Source organism: Konateibacter massiliensis (assembly GCF_900184995.1).
In the GTDB taxonomy this organism is placed as follows: Bacteria; Bacillota; Clostridia; order Lachnospirales; family Lachnospiraceae; genus Lachnotalea; species Lachnotalea massiliensis.
The window spans coordinates 1,942,023-1,958,198 of the sequence record NZ_LT860099.1 but is presented as its reverse complement, the minus strand read 5'-3'; the positions used below and the strand labels follow the sequence as shown (position 1 = coordinate 1,958,198).

Below are 16,176 nucleotides of genomic sequence, written 5' to 3'. Positions count from 1 at the left end.
TCCTCCAAAAGGATTTTTCTATTGATATCTTCTATTTTATGTTAAATACAAAAATTTTACAATAGATTTGACCGCTTGATTTACTTATCCAAAATTTTCCGTGGCCTTTTAGTTTTAGCCTGATATTTGGACAATGAAACAACATTATTTGATTTTGGCGGACGCTGCTTTGTTTCTTTTGGTTCCGGTGTAAGTATCACCATAGGAAAAGGATGTTTCGCAACGACCGGAATTTTTTTGCCGATTAATTTTTCAATATCGGATACATATTCTTTTTCCTCAATGCTGCAAAAGGAAATAGCCTTGCCATCCATTCCGGCTCGTCCGGTACGTCCAATTCGATGCACATAAGTTTCAGGAGTATTAGGTAAATCGAAATTGATTACACAGGATAACTGTGAAATATCAATTCCTCTGGCCGCAATATCAGTAGCAACCAATACTCTGATTTTACCTTCTTTAAAATTATTCAGCGCCTGCTGTCTTGCTCCCTGAGATTTATCTCCATGGATAGCGGCTGCTTTAATCTTAGATTTTTCTAAGTACTTCGCCACCCTGTCAGCACCATGCTTTGTACGAGTAAATACAAGAGTTGAGGTGATTTCCTTATTTTTAAGTAAATAAGTGAGTAATTGACGTTTGTTTCCTTTATCTACATAATAAAGAACTGCATCAATCAAATCTACGGTAGAGGACACAGGACTTATTTTAACTTTAGCAGGATTGTTAAGAAGCTGTGCAATAAGCTTCTTGATTTCATCCGGTAACGTAGCGGAAAAAAGTAATGTTTGCCGTTTGCTTGGCAGCAGTGCAATTATCTTTTTTACGTCATGTATAAATCCCATATCTAACATACAATCTGTTTCATCCAATACAAATATTTCTACATGCCCAAGATTAATTACATTTTGTCCAATTAAATCATTCAATCGACCAGGTGTGGCGACTAAAATATCAACACCGTTACGAAGCTCTTCAATTTGAGGTTTCACGGACACCCCGCCGAATATAACACAACTTTTGAGCGAAGTATTAGCGGCATATTCTTTAAAATTGTCGCCTATCTGTAATGCGAGTTCTCTTGTAGGCGTAAGAATTAAAGAACGAATTTGCGGTTTCTTATTCTTGCTTGGATTGTTCATTAAATTTTGGAGAATAGGCAGAGCAAAAGCTGCTGTTTTTCCTGTTCCTGTTTGTGCAATTCCCAGTAAATCACGTCCTTCTAATACAAGCGGAATTGCTTTTTCCTGTATAGGTGATGGCTCTGTATAGCCTTTTTTTTCTAATGCTTTCACGATTAATGGTGATAGATTCAAATCTTTAAAATTCATATTTTATTTTTCCTTTTAGAAGTGTCAACAAATAACTATTAATACTAACACATTTTTGAAAGAATAGATAGAGGAAATTCGTCCTAGTGATAAAAATTACTAAATAAGTGACTAAAACATTGTCAAGCACTACTATTGCATAGTAATCGGTAACGTGTTATATTTATAATGAACAAGCGATTGCGCTGACATTGTAAATTGACACGAATAGGTTGCGTCATAAATAGAATGAATGAAAAGAGGATGTTATATGTCTGCCAAAAATAGAGAAATATCCGAAAGCAATAAAAAGCTTACAATTGCTGATATAGCGGATGAGTTAGGCGTTTCTAAGACTACTGTATCCAGATCGATATCTGGTAATGGTAGAATAGGAGCAAAAACAAAAGAACGAGTTTTAAAATATATTCAAGAACATGACTATAAACCAAATGTTATGGCAAAAGGGCTGGCACAGTCAAAGACCTATAACATATGTGTTGCTTATCCGACGGACTGCGCAACGAATGAACTTCCGTTTTTTCAGAAATGTTTAATTGGAATTGTTCAAAGAGCAGCCAAGGAACAATATGATATATTGATTGCCATGGTCAGCAATACTGATATTTCGCAGCTAAAACGTATCGTTCAGAATAACAAAGTGGATGGAGCAATCATACTTCGAACCCTGATGGATGATTCCTGCGTGAAGTTCTTAAAACAGAGCAACCTTCCCTTTGTAACGGTAGGAAGCACTTCTGAAAAAGGAGTGATTCAGGTGGATAATGATAATCTTGCCGCCTGTCGCGGACTCACCATGCTTCTTCTTACAGAAGGAGTTGAAAGAATTGCCCTGATTGGCGGGAATACTCAGCATGTGGTAACGCAGAACCGATGTCAGGGATTTAAAGAAGCATTTGAAAAATGGGGTAAGAATGTGGATTCCCGTATGGTATATCTGGACATGGAGGATACACTGGCAATTGAAAATTGTGTGGAGGATGCATTGAGGAAACAGGCAGAATGTATCATAGCAATGGATGATATTATTTGTAAGAAAATTCTAGATAAATTAAAACAGGATCAGGTAGATGTTCCTCGTGATATTAAGGTTGCTTCTTTTTATCATAGTGAGGAATTGGATAAAAATATTCCGTCCATTACTTCTATAAAATTTGATGTGCCTGAACTTGGCACAGCGACCTGTAATACGCTATTTTCCATTATGGAAGGAAAAGAAGTACAGCCGAAAACTGTACTTGGATATGAAATGATATTAAAAGAATCCACGGTGACAAACTGGAATCGCTAAGGTTAAGATAAAAAGGGTCGGCTGCTCAAGGAGTGCCGACTCTTTTCTCATGTCGCAGAAAACTTCTTCAAAAATCCTATGATATAAAAACTACTATGCGCACCTCGCGGAGTAAAAATTGTTGCTTCGCAACTCACTCGAGCGCGAAGTGTGAGCTAGGCTCACACTTTCTTATGACAGCATCTATTTTATCTGTAGAATAGAAACTCCCCAAGGTTCTAGAGTAATCGAATCTGTCCGGTTAATCTTTTGGTCTCTCAGAATATCATATGCCTCATTTTCCATAAACTGATAAGAAACAGGAGCATTTGAATAATTAAACAGATAACGTATGAGTTCTCCATTGTCGTTATTGCCTTCTTTTATAATCAAAGGGAAATGATAATCGGAAGTAGTAATATTCATTTTTTTACATAAGACTTCTAAAATCTGTTCCAGTGTCGTGGAATCAAAGTAACAACCCAGGTATGCCGCGGAACCGGCACCATATGCATGATGGGTAACAGCACCATAGTGACCCCAGCAGGTATGGTGATAACTTGCCAGTATTTCGGTTGCATCATCTGTTTTTTCCACTAATTCCATCCACTCAGATACAGCACAGTCACCGGAAATATCAAAATAATTACTTACAAGTCTGGTTTTTTCAGTAGGAACCGTAAATTGGTTGTAGGTAATACCAAGGCAATCGGTAAGTCCATGAGGCTGAGAATCAGGATAGATGCCAAGGTATTGATCGGAAAAGCCGGATTTAAAGGTAGCTAGAAGGTGCCCCCCTTTGCGTACATAGCTATCCAGGCGTTTACTTGTCTTGTCATGCATGCTATATAATGCAGGTAAAACAATGAGAGAATACTGTTCTAAATGAAGCTCGTCAGGATAAATAACGTCGCATTCAATATTAAGGCGATAAAATGCATCAAAAATCCATCGCACCACATCGTTGTATTTTAAATGTTCACTGATTGGAAAATACTTTATGCCGGTAAGAGCATCGTTGCTGAGCATAAGCGCAACCTGACAGTTCTTTTTTAAATTCTTAAGAAGATTTCCATGTTCCATCCACTCTGCTCCGATTTGGCAGGCTTCCAGATAAGTAGCATTTTCGGACAAATCATGACTTAAAACACCCTTCCAGTAGGATTCAAAAGAGTGATGAATGGAATGCCAGTGCCAGTACAAAACGCTGTTACTTCCGTTTGCCAAATGGCTGTATGCCTGCAGGCGTAATTGTCCGGGATAAGGAAGCCAGCCGGGATTACCCTGTGCCTGGGTTTCCAGCACGAGATAATTATCTTTCTTAATGGAGCGCCCTAAGGTTCCGCCCATTGCAATCTCTGCGCCGGTCAGTGCACCCGCAGAGGGATGATAAATATCTACGCCGGCTACATGTAATGCTTTTGCGGCAGCCGGCTGATTTACCTCCGGTTGAAGACCAAAGGAGTAATCTCTCCATTCAAAATCAAAATTCTGGGTGATAAACTGATGCTCTTCTTTATATTCATTTACAATATCAGCCTGCCATGAAAGAAAACGGGTTACCAGACTGCGTTGAAATTTCTCAAATTCGGCAGCCAGACTCGCGTTGATAGTCCCTCTTATATCGGTGAAATCCTCCCAATTATTTATGCGGTTACTCCAATAGGTTAAACCAAAAGCCTGATTTAGATTCTCAGTAGTTTTAAATTTCTCCTTCAGATAGTCGACAAACTGAGATTGAACTCTGGAGCTACAGGTATCATAGGGCTTCGTTTCATTGTCCAGCTGATATCCGATTATTTGTGTATGGTCTTCGCACTCTTTTAGAAGTCTGCGGATAATACGTTCTGCATATTCTAAGTATTTAGGATGGGTAATGTCCATATTTTGGCGGCGTCCATAAAGGCATTGACCTTGATGAGTAGAAGCCAAAATATCCGGATATTTTTTAGCTAGCCAGGAAGGAATGGCATAGGTCGGAGTTCCGATAATTACCTTTATATCATATTTGAGTGCTGCCTCCAGCACGCGATGCAGATAGGAAAAATCAAAAACATTATCCTGAGGCTCCCATGTACTCCAAGTAGACTCGGCAATTCGTATTACATTCATACCTGCTTTTTTCATCATCTGCATATCAGTCTCAACTCTGTCATAGAGCATGTATTCAGCATAATATGCAGCACCATAGTAAAGGTTGTTAACTTTCATAGAAATCCCTCCCAAATTAAATATTTATTATCTTGGTTGCTTGAGAACAACCGATTGCATAAAAAGTTTAACACGTTTTAAATGTGAAAGCAAATATTATGAAAGAAATGAGATAACAAGCAGAATACCGCCGTTTTTTGTCAAATAAAAATATGCAATCGATTGTACAATAATTGCGCAAAAAACCAGAAAGAAACTGAAAAAATTGTGACAAATTCACAAAAAAAGAATATAAAAACTATAAAAACAGTCCATTGACGATAAAAGAAGTAGGTAGTATACTTTAAATAAATCAACCGATTGCGCACGGTTGTAGAGAAGTAAAATGCAACTAATAATTATAAAATGTGGAGGAATTTTATGAAGAAGAAATTATTAAGTACCATGTTAACAGTAGTGTTAGCATCATCCATGTTAGCTGGATGCGGTGGGAGCAAAGCTAATACTGCAACTGATGCAGAAGCGACAACTACGGATACTGCAACAACAGAAGCTACAACAACAGAAACTGCCAGCTCAGGTGATAATGAATTGACCGTATGGTGCTGGGACCCGGCATTCAATATCAATGCAATGCAGGAAGCAGAAAAAATTTATCAAAAAGATCATCCTGATTTCAAATTAAACATTGTTGAAACTCCTTGGGCTGATATTCAGACAAAACTTACAACAGCAGCAACATCCGGTCAGCTAGATACATTGCCGGACATTTTATTAATGCAGGATGGTGCATTCCAGAAAAATGTTATGAGTTATCCGGAGGCATTTACAGATTTAACTGGTTCATCTATTGATTTCACACAGTTTGCAGCAGGTAAAACAGGATTTTCAACAGTAGAAAGCAAAAACTATGGTGTTCCTTTTGATAATGGTGCTGTAATCGCTTGTTACAGAACCGATGTTTTGGAACAGGCAGGATATACAGTAGATGACTTTACAGATATCACATTCAGTGATTACCTTACAAAAGGTAAAGATGTCCTTGCAAAGACCGGAAAACCATTACTTTCTTGTATCGCAGGTGAATCAGATGTACTTGTTATGATGCTTCAGTCAGCAGGCGGAAGTTTCTTCGCTGAAGACGGTTCGGCAAATATTGTTGACAATGCTATATTAAAAGAAGTTATGGAAGTTTATCAGGAAATGGTAAAAGCAGGAGTATTGATCGAAGTAAATGATTGGGATCAGTACATTGCAACAATTAACAACGGAACTGTAGCCAGTGCAATGAACGGATGCTGGATTATGGCTTCCATACAGGCAGCAACAGATCAGGCGGGCAAATGGGGCGTTACAAATATGCCGAGACTTGAAAAAGCAGCAACAGCTACTAACTATGCAAACCAAGGCGGTTCTAGCTGGGCAGTTACAAGCAACTGTAAAAACGTTGATCTTGCTACTGATTTCTTAGGAAGTACATTTGGCGGAAGCACTGAGCTTTATGATAACATTCTTTCTACCGGTGCTCTTGCTACCTATCTTCCGGCGGGAGACAGTGCTGCATATGCTGAGACAAATAATTTCTTTGGTGAAAAACCTATCTATACACAGATTGTTGTATATGCAGGAAGAATTCCGGCATGTAACACAGGTGTATACTTCTACGAAGCACGTGATGCAGTTGCAACTGCTATTACGAATAGTTTGAATGGAAGTGATATCGATACAGAATTAAAGACAGCGGAAGACACTGTAAATTTCGCAATGAGCCAGTAATTGTTATTTTAAAAAGTAATGTGTCTTATTAAATAAGTGTAACTGTTCAGAACCAATCACGAAAACACTTCGTGTTTTCGTGATGAGGCGTATCCGCCAAATAAATTTGATAAAGGATATGCTTAGGAATGCGAGCACTCCTAAGCATATCTTCATCAAATTTGCTTGGCTCTGAACAGATACAAATAAGTGATAAAATATGGGGAATTGCTTGGTTACCTGGGTCTATTCCCCATATTTATGAAAAAGTGGTTTGCGAAACAGACACTTTAATCTTGTTCAGTCATTAAGGAGGTAGTCAGGTGGACGGACGTAAGAAAAAATTAACACTGGCTAAAAAACATAATTTAACTGGTTGGGCATTCCTTGCTCCTGCCGTAATGTTAATTGTAGCCATGAGTTTTGTGCCGATGGTACAGGCGTTTATACTGTCTTTAAAAACGGGTATTGGTGCAAAAATCAGATGGACAGGATTTACAAACTACGTAAGAATGTTTCAGGATACTGTATTTCTTCAATCCCTAAAAAACAATTTTATTTATTTGATTATTCAAGTGCCGATTATGCTGGTGCTGGCATTAGTCTTGGCATCCATACTAAACAATAAAGATTTAAAATTTAAAGGACTATTTCGTACGGCAATCTTCTTGCCATGCGCAACATCATTGGTTTCCTATGCGATTATCTTCCGTTCTCTTTTTGCAGTAGACGGGTTTGTTAATACTACTTTAATAAATCTTGGAATTTTAGATACTGGTTATAACTTTTTAGGTCATGCAACCAGTGCAAGAATTATCATTATTATAGCGTTAGTATGGAGATGGACCGGTTATAATATGGTGTTTTATCTGTCCGGTCTTCAAAACATTGATTATTCCGTATATGAAGCGGCTAAAATTGACGGAGCGTCTCCTATACAGACATTCCGAAAGATTACTGTTCCTTTATTAAAACCAACCATTCTTTTAACAACAATTATGTCAACAAATGGTACATTGCAGTTGTTCGATGAATCAGTCAACCTGACTAACGGCGGTCCTGCCAATGCAACGATAACAATGTCCCATTACATATACAATACATCCTTTAAATATGTACCAAACTTTGGATATTCTGCAGCAATGTCGTATCTGATTCTTATTTTGGTAGCTATCTTGGCATTTGTTCAGATGAAAGTAGGTGATAAACGTGACCAATAATAAAAATGGAAATCTAATGTTAAAAACGAGAAAAAAAGTAAAGAATGCAGGACAGTATGTATTTTTAATCGTGGTTTCCCTATTGTCCGTTTTTCCGCTTTATTATATGGCATGTGCAGCTACTAATAAAAGTGTGGATGTCATTCGCGGAAAATTGTTTCCGGGTACTTATCTTCTGGAAAATATGAAGAATCTGCTTGCTTCCCAGAATGTAAGCGGAGCTATGGTTAATTCGTTTAAATATGCAATAATCTGTACTTTGGCTTCCTTGATAATCTGTTCTTTGGCGGGCTATGGATTTGAGATTTATCATGATAAAGGAAAGGATACTATATTCTCAATTATTTTGCTGGCAATGATGGTACCCTTTGCGGCTACTCTGATCCCTTTGTTTCAGATGTTTTCGAAAGCAAATTTATTAAATACAACAATGGGATTTATTTTACCATCTATCTCAACACCTTTCCTGATTATGATGTTTCGGCAGAGTGCCCGTTCTTTTCCTCATGATTTAATTGAGGCGGCAAGAATTGATGGCGTCAGTGAGATTGGAATTTTCTTTAAGATGTTTTTTCCAACAATGCGATCAACCTATGCTGCGGCTATGACGATTACGTTTATGAATGCATGGAATAACTATCTGTGGCCAAAAGTAATTATGCTGGATAATGATAGTATTACGATGCCGATGTTGATTGCCAACTTAACGGAAGGTTATTTCACCGATTACGGCAGCTTGATGTTGGGTGTACTTTTATGTACCATACCTACCGTTATTATCTTCTTCCTGTTGCAGAAGAGCTTTGCAAACGGTATTACAGGTGCAGTAAAGGGTTAATAGAATTTGAAATATAAAAACTAAAGGAGTTTTAATTCATGGATAAATTTGTAGTTAATATCATCCATCGTCCGGAAATGGTTCCTGAGTATGCAGAGAAAATAACGGGACATGGGAAAGAAGAGGATATCAGCAGAAATGCATTATTGACCGAATCATTGGATATCTTTAAGACACAACAGTCTATCGCTCATAAGAATGGGCTAAAAACCACAATCCAGATGACTTATGCCAGTTTGTTCAATGACGAGGCAGTAGAACTTGCAAAACAAGATCACGAGAAATATGGTGATGAGATTGCGCTTTCTTTATTAGGACTTCCATGCAAGGAATTCCGTGATAAATATAAGACCAAAGATTTCTGTATCTGGATGTTTTCTATGGAAGACAAGAAATCGATAGTAGATGATGTATTTGAGAAATTTTATCAACAGTTTGGTTTCTATCCGGAATCAACGGGTTCCTACTATATGGATGCAGAATTAATCAATTACATAAAAGAAAAATATCCAATGGTGAAATGTGCAGTTGCTACCTGTTGGGAAGAAGGTCCCAAGGCATATCATACGTGTAACAATTCGTGGTATACCTTCATGGACGGCGGTCCTTGGGCACCATGGATTCCGTCGAAGCAAAACGTACATGCACCGGCAGCCAATGAAGCGGAAGACAGCGGAATTGTAGCAATTCCTCATCTCTCCAGAGATTTGATAGCGTGTTATGACGGAAATGGTTCTAACTTCGGAACTCACCCACAAAACGTACTGCGTGGTATGATTTATCAAGATGGAGAATTTCCATACTTATTTAATGTCATTGACCAGTATCGTCATTTAGAGAAATACAACAACGGATATGCTTATAACATGATGTTTGTAGGACCGGGCTGGATGAATAAAATGGGACGCTGGGAAGCACCTTATGAATTGCTTCTGAAATCTTATGAGGACGGTATGGCATATTACGGTCAGTTAAAAAAAGAAGGTCAGTTAGATGATATGACCATGGCTGAATTTGCAGATTACTATCGTCAGAAAAGAACTTATACAGAACCGGAGTGTGCACTTTGGAAGGATATACTGTATGGTTCCGATAAGCAGTTGTTCTGGTATTGCGACCCGTACTTAAGAGCTTGTGTGAATATGGATCAGGGCGGTGCAATCGTTGATCTTCGTCCTTATGCAGCAAAACTGGAATGGCCTGTTGGTATTGGGACAAAGCATGTAACAGATGCCTCCTACCCATTCTTAATTCAGGAAAAATACCGTGCAGGATACTTCACTCATTACGCAGGAGAAGGGACGGTAAAAAGTGCCAAATTAACACGTAATGGAGAAGAAGTGGATTTATGCCTATGCCGTACAAAGGCTAAATTCTCAGAAGATAACCTGGCGGAAGGCAAGAAAACAAGAATATTGACGTTGGATCCGGTGGAGATAAAGTTCTCTGATTTAACGTTAAAATTACAGACTAAGATTTATTTTGAAGAAGGAAGCTCTCGGATTAAAACGGAAAGAACTATTTTAGAAATGAGCGATCCGACAGCAGAAGTGGAATTAAATGAATATATGGTTGCATGCTACGGAACAACCGAATATGCCGAAGATATGACCAATATCACCTTGGCTTGTACCGATGGTAAGGAAAGCAGAGAAATTAAATATGGATATAAGTGCAAAGAAGATGAAATGGTTGGTGCTACCGAAGTATCTGCTGTTATCCCTGATATTGAAACTTATGTTAGTTTATCTGCTGATCAGAAGGATGCGGTTGGATATATAAAGGAAGGGTATGCGTTCTCCCCTATGTTTACATTGGGATACACAACCAAGTTAAAGGATAAGGAGGTATTTACGACATGGCTCAATCTGGCAAAGGCAGACTAAATTATCGCTGTCCGTCCTGTTTTATGAGAGATTTGGATATTGATATGTTTTATGATGAAGATAAAAGCGAATATTATTGTATACGTTGCCAGTACACCGGTACGGAAGAAGATGTATTGGAGAAAAACCAGATGGCAAGATTTCGTTATCGCAATATATCAGATCGTATTACAGAATTTGAAGATTAATTTTTAAAAGAATTGTCACTTATGACATTCTAATAAAATTAAGGGGGTATTTTAAATGAGAAACAGATTTAAGGTGTTGGCGGTATTTTTAAGTATTATTATGGTTTTGGGCTGTTTTAGTTTACCGGCGAAAACGGCCAAAGCAGCAAGCAGTTTTGCGTATGGTGCGGATGTTGGCTGGCTGAATCAATTGGAAAACAGCGGTGTTACTTGGCAGGATGATTATGGCTATACGAAGGATGCGCTGCAAATACTAAAGGATCATGGAATTGATTCAATCAGATTACGTTTGTTTGTAAATCCACCGTCTGATTTTACCTGGACAAAGAATGACGGAACGACATGTATGTTAGGGTATTCAGACACCGCAGGACTTTTGTATATGGCGCAAAGGGCTAATAGTATGGGATTTCGTATCATGGTAGATTTCCATTACAGTGACCATTTTGCGGATCCGGCATATCAGGATATTCCGTCTGCATGGTCCACGCATACCTTTACCCAGCTGAAACAAGATGTATATGATCACACATACTCTGTAATGTCTCAACTGGCACAAAAAGGAATTTACCCGGAGTGGGTACAAGTAGGAAATGAAATCAATAGCGGAATGCTTTTGCCATATGGCCAGAGCAGTAATAATTTCGCTCAATTAGCACAATTACTAAACAGCGGATATGATGCTGTAAAAGCGGTAAGCAGCTCTTCAAAAGTGGTAACTCATTTAGCGAATGGAAATAACAATACAACATTCAGATGGTTTTTTGATAACTTTATTACCACCTATGGAGGAAAGACAGATGTAATCGGTATGTCGTACTATCCATACTGGCTGGGAACAGATTATACCGAATCAATCAGCTATTTGTCAGCCAATTTGAATGATATGGTTTCAAGATATGGCAAAGAAGTTATGGTTTGTGAAGTGGGCGGTGTTGAAACCGAGGAAGCCAATTCCTACAACGTGGTGAAAGCGACGCTGGATGCGGTGAAAGCAGTTCCGAATAGCAAGGGTATCGGAGTATTTTATTGGGAACCGGAAGCTAACTCTTCTGTTTTACCGGACAGCTATCATTTAGGAGCAACAGAGGTTGTGTCCGGCAAGGTACTGAAATTTACGACTGCAATTGATGCATTTTATGATAGCCGCTATGGTACCATTGAGCAGAGTCAGACTTATAAAATAGTCAATCGAAATAGTGGAAAAGCTATTAATGTAAAAGATGGCTCAAAAGTGGATGGTGCAGTGCTCGAACAGTATACTTATGGAGCATGGAATAGCCAGAAGTGGATATTCACATTAAATAGTGATGGTTATTATACGATAAAAAATGTGGGCAGCAGTAAAGTGGCAGATATTACCGGAAAGTCCACCAGTGATGGTGCAAGCTGTATCCAATGGACTTCAAATGGGGGATATAATCAGCAATGGTCCATAAAAGATGCAGGCAATGGATATTATACAATTACGAACCGCTACAGCGGAAAAGTCTTGGACATGAACGGAAAGTCCACCGCTGATGGAGGAGCCTGCATTCAATGGACAAGCAATGGTGGGTATAATCAAATGTGGAGTATAGTGGCAGTTGAGTAAAAATCATAATCACTCGTCAAACAGGTAGTTTGCTTGCCCCTATAAGAGGCAAAGCGAAAGCCAGCGTCTAAAGGCGCTGGCTTTTGCTTTGTTCAAGTCTTATTGCTCTTATCTTATTCGTAAGTATGTTTTGCTATATTTTAACATTTGGGTTTGTATACTGACCATGCTTCTTTGTGTTTTTTCCATATTGAATAGAAAATTTTGGACAATGGTGTAGACATCCTAAACACATGACACATTGTTCTTTTATCCAAATAGGTTTTTTGTTTTGAATTTCTATGGCACTTACCGGGCACTTTTTCGCACATAGTCCACACCCTACACATGTATCTTCAACAAAAAAATTCTTTGTTTTCCTCATTACATCGTATTCAAGATTATACACTACTTTAGCTGCAAAACGGGGAACTTTATTTCTCATAAAATCTCCACATTCACCATTTCTGATTTTCTCAATTATGAAGTCAATTTGTGGTTCGGCATTGATATTCATTTCCCTAACTTTCTCTTGATTAGTTAAATCAAAGATAGGCGTCCATGTATCTGGCATTTTAACACTAAACTGCGAAGTAAACGGAACTTCTTTTTGTTTCATATAACGGTTTGCAAAAAATCCGGTCTGTCCAGGTGTTGTACCATATGTAGCAACAAAATATACATATGGTTTTTTATCAAATTTTATATTTATTTGCTCAAGAAAATCACTTACAATTATCGGTAGTCCCCACGCATATGTTGGGATTATAAATCCTATCGCTTCATCATTATTTATTAAAAATGAAAAATTACTGTTTTTCATACATTCCGTAATTGAAACACATTCATCATTTGTGGCTTTTGCAATTCTATGTGCAACATGTTTACAATTTCCTGTTGCCGAAAAATAAAATATCATAAATTTAATTCTCCTTTCATATGCCATTCAATAAATATTTTAGATGTTCGATTGCTTCCTCTTTCGAGCTGCACTTATTTTTCAGAAAACACCATTCAATCAGCAACAAAATTGTATTGCTATAATGTTCGGCAACTAATTCATAGGGAATAGGATATTTGCTTGTGCAGGGGCAGTTTTCCATAATTGTATAAATTTCTTTTGTAAGACTTAACCAGCAATAATTCAGCAGATCAAAAATATCCTCAAAGTAATTATAAAATGTGGCTCTTGGATAGTTGCTGATTTCACATAGTTCATTAACGGTTATTTCTTCAAAGGATTTTTTTGACAGTAGGGTAAATAACGCATTTGAGAAATCGGATAATGTTCTTTGTGCAAAACGATTGGGTTTGCCGTTTAGATTGTATTTCATAATTCCTTCACCTCTGTTATATTTTTTTCATATGTTTATATTTAGACATATGTCTATTTCATTTATTCTATCATCTTTAGATTTATAATCAATCAACAATATATCTTATTTATCCACCAATAGACATAATTGTAATTTTGTCTAAGCATTTCAAATTCATAATTGTATTTTTAATATTATATCTTGAATAATCATGCATGAACAGATATAATCAACTAGTATGAGATATTGTTTATAAGGATTGAAGTTGATTTTATCCAATGAATCAATTGAAATTTTTTGAAATGGAATGTTGAGATTATATGCAATATTTAAAATTACAGGAATAAAACAATTGTCACAAGGAGGATTTGAAATTAATGAAGAGACTTATAAAACGCAAGGCTTTAGGCATGATAATGCTTATTGTCATGCTCTCAGCAACATTTTTGCTTAGTGGATGCGGAAGCAATAGTGTTGGAAAATCACCGGTATCAAACGCAGATGATTTGGCTGGCGCCACGATAGGTGTTCAATTAGGAACAACAGGAGATTTATATGTGTCAGACTATGAAAGCGAAGGCTCTACAATTTTGCGTTATACGAAGGCGGCAGATGCAATACAGGCACTGAAGCAGGGGAAAGTAGACTGTATTGTTGTGGATAAAGCGCCGGCAGAAGCTTTTTTGAATAATAACACGGATTTATCTGCTTTGGAGGATGAATTTACTCAGGAAGATTATGCTATCTGTATTTCAAAAGAGAATACAGAGTTAAAAGAAAAAATCAATCAGGCGATTGCGACGTTAAATGAAAACGGAACAATAGAAAGAATTATACAAAATTATATCGGAGACAGCACTAAGGGGCAATATCCATATGAAAAAGATACAACGGTAGAACGTACCAACGGAACTTTGGTAGTTGCAACGAATGCAACATTTGAACCATATGAGTATATGCAGGGAGAAGAGATAGTCGGCATCGATATCGATTTAGCACAAGCTATTTGTGACTTAATTGGAATGGATCTTAAAGTGGAGAATATAGAATTTGATGCGATTATCAATGCAGTGCAATCAGGAAAGGCAGATATTGGAATAGCCGGAATGACTGTAACGGAGGAACGTCTCCAAAGTATAGATTTTACAGATTCTTATACCACATCAACACAGGTAATTGTAGTTCGAAACGGAGAGAGCAATACGATCACATCCTTGAAACAAAAGATTTACAATAATTTTATAGATGATAACCGCTATATGTACATTGTAAAAGGATTGCTAACCACTTTGGAAATTACCATACTTGCAATTATTTTAGGTGTAGTGGTTGGATTTTTGGTAGGTATTCTGAGAACCGCATGTGACAGCACCGGTAAATATAAATTGCTCAATCTGTTGCTGAAAGGGTATTTGACAATAATTCGTGGTACCCCTACGATGATTCAGTTGCTGATTATCTATTATGTTGTTTTTGCATCGTCAGATATGAATAAGGTATTGATTGCAGTTATTGCATTCGGTATAAACTCATCCGCTTATATTGCAGAAATTGTCAGATCGGGTATCAATTCGATTGACCCTGGGCAGTTTGAAGCAGCCAGAAGTATGGGACTTTCTTATCCGCAGACTATGCGATATATTATCATGCCGCAGGCGGTGAAAAATGTATTGCCGGCACTTGGTAATGAATTTATTGTATTATTAAAGGAAACCGCAATTACCGGATACATAGGAATTATGGATTTAACGAGAGGCGGAGATTATATTCGAAGCAGAACCTTTGAAGCGTTCTTGCCGCTTATAGCTGTTGCTCTGGTATATTTATGCATTGTTGTTATTTTAACTGCATGTGTAAGCGCAATGGAAAGGAAGTTACGGACGGATGGAAAATAATATTATTACGGTAAAGAATTTAAAAAAATCTTATAAAGACTTAGATGTATTAAATGGAATTGACTTAACGATTACAAAAGGGGAAGTGGTCGTTTTGATTGGTCCATCCGGATGCGGAAAGTCAACGTTATTGCGTTGCATGAATCTGCTCGAAGAGCCAACGCAAGGTCAGGTTTTTTTTGAAAAGGAAGAATTGACTAACAACAAATCAAATTTAAATGAGCAGAGACAGAAAATGATGATGGTTTTTCAGCAGTTTAATCTGTTCCCGCATATGACTATTTTAGAAAATGTTAGTTTTGGACCAATTAAATTACAGAAAAAGTCAAAGGGAGAAGCAGAGGAGAAGGCACTTAGTTTGTTAGAACGAGTAGGACTAGCAGACAAAGCAGCACAATATCCGCAGCAGCTTTCAGGAGGTCAAAAGCAGAGAGCCGCTATTTGCAGGGCACTTGCCATGGAACCGGATGTAATTCTGTTTGATGAGCCTACATCGGCACTAGATCCGGAAATGGTCAAAGAGGTACTGGAAGTAATGAAGGAATTGGCAAAATCCGGAATGACGATGATTTGTGTAACACATGAGATGGGATTTGCCAAAGAGGTGGCTTCCCGTGTTATCTTCTTGGAAAACGGATTGATTGCAGAAGACGGAAAACCAAAAGAAGTATTGGAAAATCCTCAAAATCCTAGATTAAAAGAGTTTTTATCAAAAGTGTTAGAATAACACAATAAGATATAATCAAAGCAAAA

Annotated in this window: 13 protein-coding genes; 9 read left to right on the top strand and 4 right to left on the bottom strand. The window is 37.6% G+C overall.

Annotation, left to right across the window (positions count from 1 at the left end; genetic code table 11):
• Positions 1-80 precede the first annotated feature (80 nt).
• On the bottom strand, positions 81-1,331 hold the full coding sequence (locus tag CTY48_RS14805) for a DEAD/DEAH box helicase (protein ID WP_099469240.1): 1,251 nt from the start codon (positions 1,329-1,331) through the stop codon (positions 81-83).
• A 250-nt stretch (positions 1,332-1,581) separates the two neighbouring features.
• On the opposite strand from CTY48_RS14805, the gene CTY48_RS14800 reads away from it, so the two are divergent.
• On the top strand, positions 1,582-2,622 hold the full coding sequence (locus CTY48_RS14800; protein ID WP_099469239.1) for a LacI family DNA-binding transcriptional regulator: 1,041 nt from the start codon (positions 1,582-1,584) through the stop codon (positions 2,620-2,622).
• A 183-nt stretch (positions 2,623-2,805) separates the two neighbouring features.
• Here CTY48_RS14800 and CTY48_RS14795 read toward each other — a convergent pair whose 3' ends face one another.
• Positions 2,806-4,812, bottom strand: coding sequence for a beta-galactosidase (locus CTY48_RS14795; protein WP_099469238.1), 2,007 nt, complete (start codon positions 4,810-4,812; stop codon positions 2,806-2,808).
• Positions 4,813-5,172: 360 nt separating this feature from the next.
• Here CTY48_RS14795 and CTY48_RS14790 point away from each other — a divergent pair, with 360 nt between their 5' ends.
• From CTY48_RS14790 to CTY48_RS14765, 6 genes are all read left to right on the top strand, one after another.
• Positions 5,173-6,528: an ABC transporter substrate-binding protein gene (locus CTY48_RS14790; RefSeq protein WP_099469237.1), complete on the top strand. Its 1,356-nt coding sequence runs from the start codon at positions 5,173-5,175 to the stop codon at positions 6,526-6,528.
• A gap of 302 nt (positions 6,529-6,830) precedes the next feature.
• The gene (locus CTY48_RS14785) at positions 6,831-7,727 is read left to right on the top strand and encodes a carbohydrate ABC transporter permease (protein WP_236354950.1); all 897 of its coding nucleotides are present in this window, start codon (positions 6,831-6,833) and stop codon (positions 7,725-7,727) included.
• A 16-nt stretch (positions 7,728-7,743) separates the two neighbouring features.
• Positions 7,744-8,565, top strand: coding sequence for a carbohydrate ABC transporter permease (locus CTY48_RS14780; RefSeq protein WP_099470179.1), 822 nt, complete (start codon positions 7,744-7,746; stop codon positions 8,563-8,565).
• Between the two features lie 38 nt (positions 8,566-8,603).
• Positions 8,604-10,451, top strand: a complete 1,848-nt coding sequence (locus tag CTY48_RS14775) for a hypothetical protein (RefSeq protein WP_099469236.1) — start codon at positions 8,604-8,606, stop codon at positions 10,449-10,451.
• Positions 10,424-10,639: a hypothetical protein gene (locus CTY48_RS14770; protein WP_099469235.1), complete on the top strand. Its 216-nt coding sequence runs from the start codon at positions 10,424-10,426 to the stop codon at positions 10,637-10,639. The genes CTY48_RS14775 and CTY48_RS14770 overlap by 28 nt, the downstream gene beginning before the upstream one ends.
• Before the next feature lie 55 nt (positions 10,640-10,694).
• Positions 10,695-12,233: a glycosyl hydrolase 53 family protein gene (locus CTY48_RS14765; RefSeq protein ID WP_099469234.1), complete on the top strand. Its 1,539-nt coding sequence runs from the start codon at positions 10,695-10,697 to the stop codon at positions 12,231-12,233.
• A 133-nt stretch (positions 12,234-12,366) separates the two neighbouring features.
• Here CTY48_RS14765 and CTY48_RS14760 read toward each other — a convergent pair whose 3' ends face one another.
• Complete coding sequence (locus CTY48_RS14760) at positions 12,367-13,131, bottom strand: EFR1 family ferrodoxin (protein ID WP_099469233.1); 765 nt, start codon at positions 13,129-13,131, stop codon at positions 12,367-12,369.
• Between the two features lie 16 nt (positions 13,132-13,147).
• Positions 13,148-13,546 carry a TetR/AcrR family transcriptional regulator gene (locus tag CTY48_RS14755; RefSeq protein ID WP_099469232.1) on the bottom strand — a complete coding sequence of 133 codons (399 nt, stop codon included), beginning with the start codon at positions 13,544-13,546 and terminating at the stop codon, positions 13,148-13,150.
• A gap of 359 nt (positions 13,547-13,905) precedes the next feature.
• On the opposite strand from CTY48_RS14755, the gene CTY48_RS14750 reads away from it, so the two are divergent.
• Positions 13,906-15,423, top strand: coding sequence for an ABC transporter substrate-binding protein/permease (locus CTY48_RS14750; protein WP_099469231.1), 1,518 nt, complete (start codon positions 13,906-13,908; stop codon positions 15,421-15,423).
• Positions 15,413-16,150, top strand: a complete 738-nt coding sequence (locus CTY48_RS14745; protein ID WP_331463184.1) for an amino acid ABC transporter ATP-binding protein — start codon at positions 15,413-15,415, stop codon at positions 16,148-16,150. Before CTY48_RS14750 ends, CTY48_RS14745 begins: the two co-directional genes overlap by 11 nt.
• The last annotated feature ends 26 nt before the right edge of the window (positions 16,151-16,176 follow it).

Coding starts and splice junctions, on each gene's coding strand:
- CTY48_RS14805 (WP_099469240.1), bottom strand. CDS start 1,331: ATGAATTTTAAAGATTTGAATCTATCACCATTAATCGTGAAAGCATTA.
- CTY48_RS14800 (WP_099469239.1), top strand. CDS start 1,582: ATGTCTGCCAAAAATAGAGAAATATCCGAAAGCAATAAAAAGCTTACA.
- CTY48_RS14795 (WP_099469238.1), bottom strand. CDS start 4,812: ATGAAAGTTAACAACCTTTACTATGGTGCTGCATATTATGCTGAATAC.
- CTY48_RS14790 (WP_099469237.1), top strand. CDS start 5,173: ATGAAGAAGAAATTATTAAGTACCATGTTAACAGTAGTGTTAGCATCA.
- CTY48_RS14780 (WP_099470179.1), top strand. CDS start 7,744: ATGTTAAAAACGAGAAAAAAAGTAAAGAATGCAGGACAGTATGTATTT.
- CTY48_RS14775 (WP_099469236.1), top strand. CDS start 8,604: ATGGATAAATTTGTAGTTAATATCATCCATCGTCCGGAAATGGTTCCT.
- CTY48_RS14770 (WP_099469235.1), top strand. CDS start 10,424: ATGGCTCAATCTGGCAAAGGCAGACTAAATTATCGCTGTCCGTCCTGT.
- CTY48_RS14765 (WP_099469234.1), top strand. CDS start 10,695: ATGAGAAACAGATTTAAGGTGTTGGCGGTATTTTTAAGTATTATTATG.
- CTY48_RS14760 (WP_099469233.1), bottom strand. CDS start 13,131: ATGATATTTTATTTTTCGGCAACAGGAAATTGTAAACATGTTGCACAT.
- CTY48_RS14755 (WP_099469232.1), bottom strand. CDS start 13,546: ATGAAATACAATCTAAACGGCAAACCCAATCGTTTTGCACAAAGAACA.
- CTY48_RS14750 (WP_099469231.1), top strand. CDS start 13,906: ATGAAGAGACTTATAAAACGCAAGGCTTTAGGCATGATAATGCTTATT.
- CTY48_RS14745 (WP_331463184.1), top strand. CDS start 15,413: ATGGAAAATAATATTATTACGGTAAAGAATTTAAAAAAATCTTATAAA.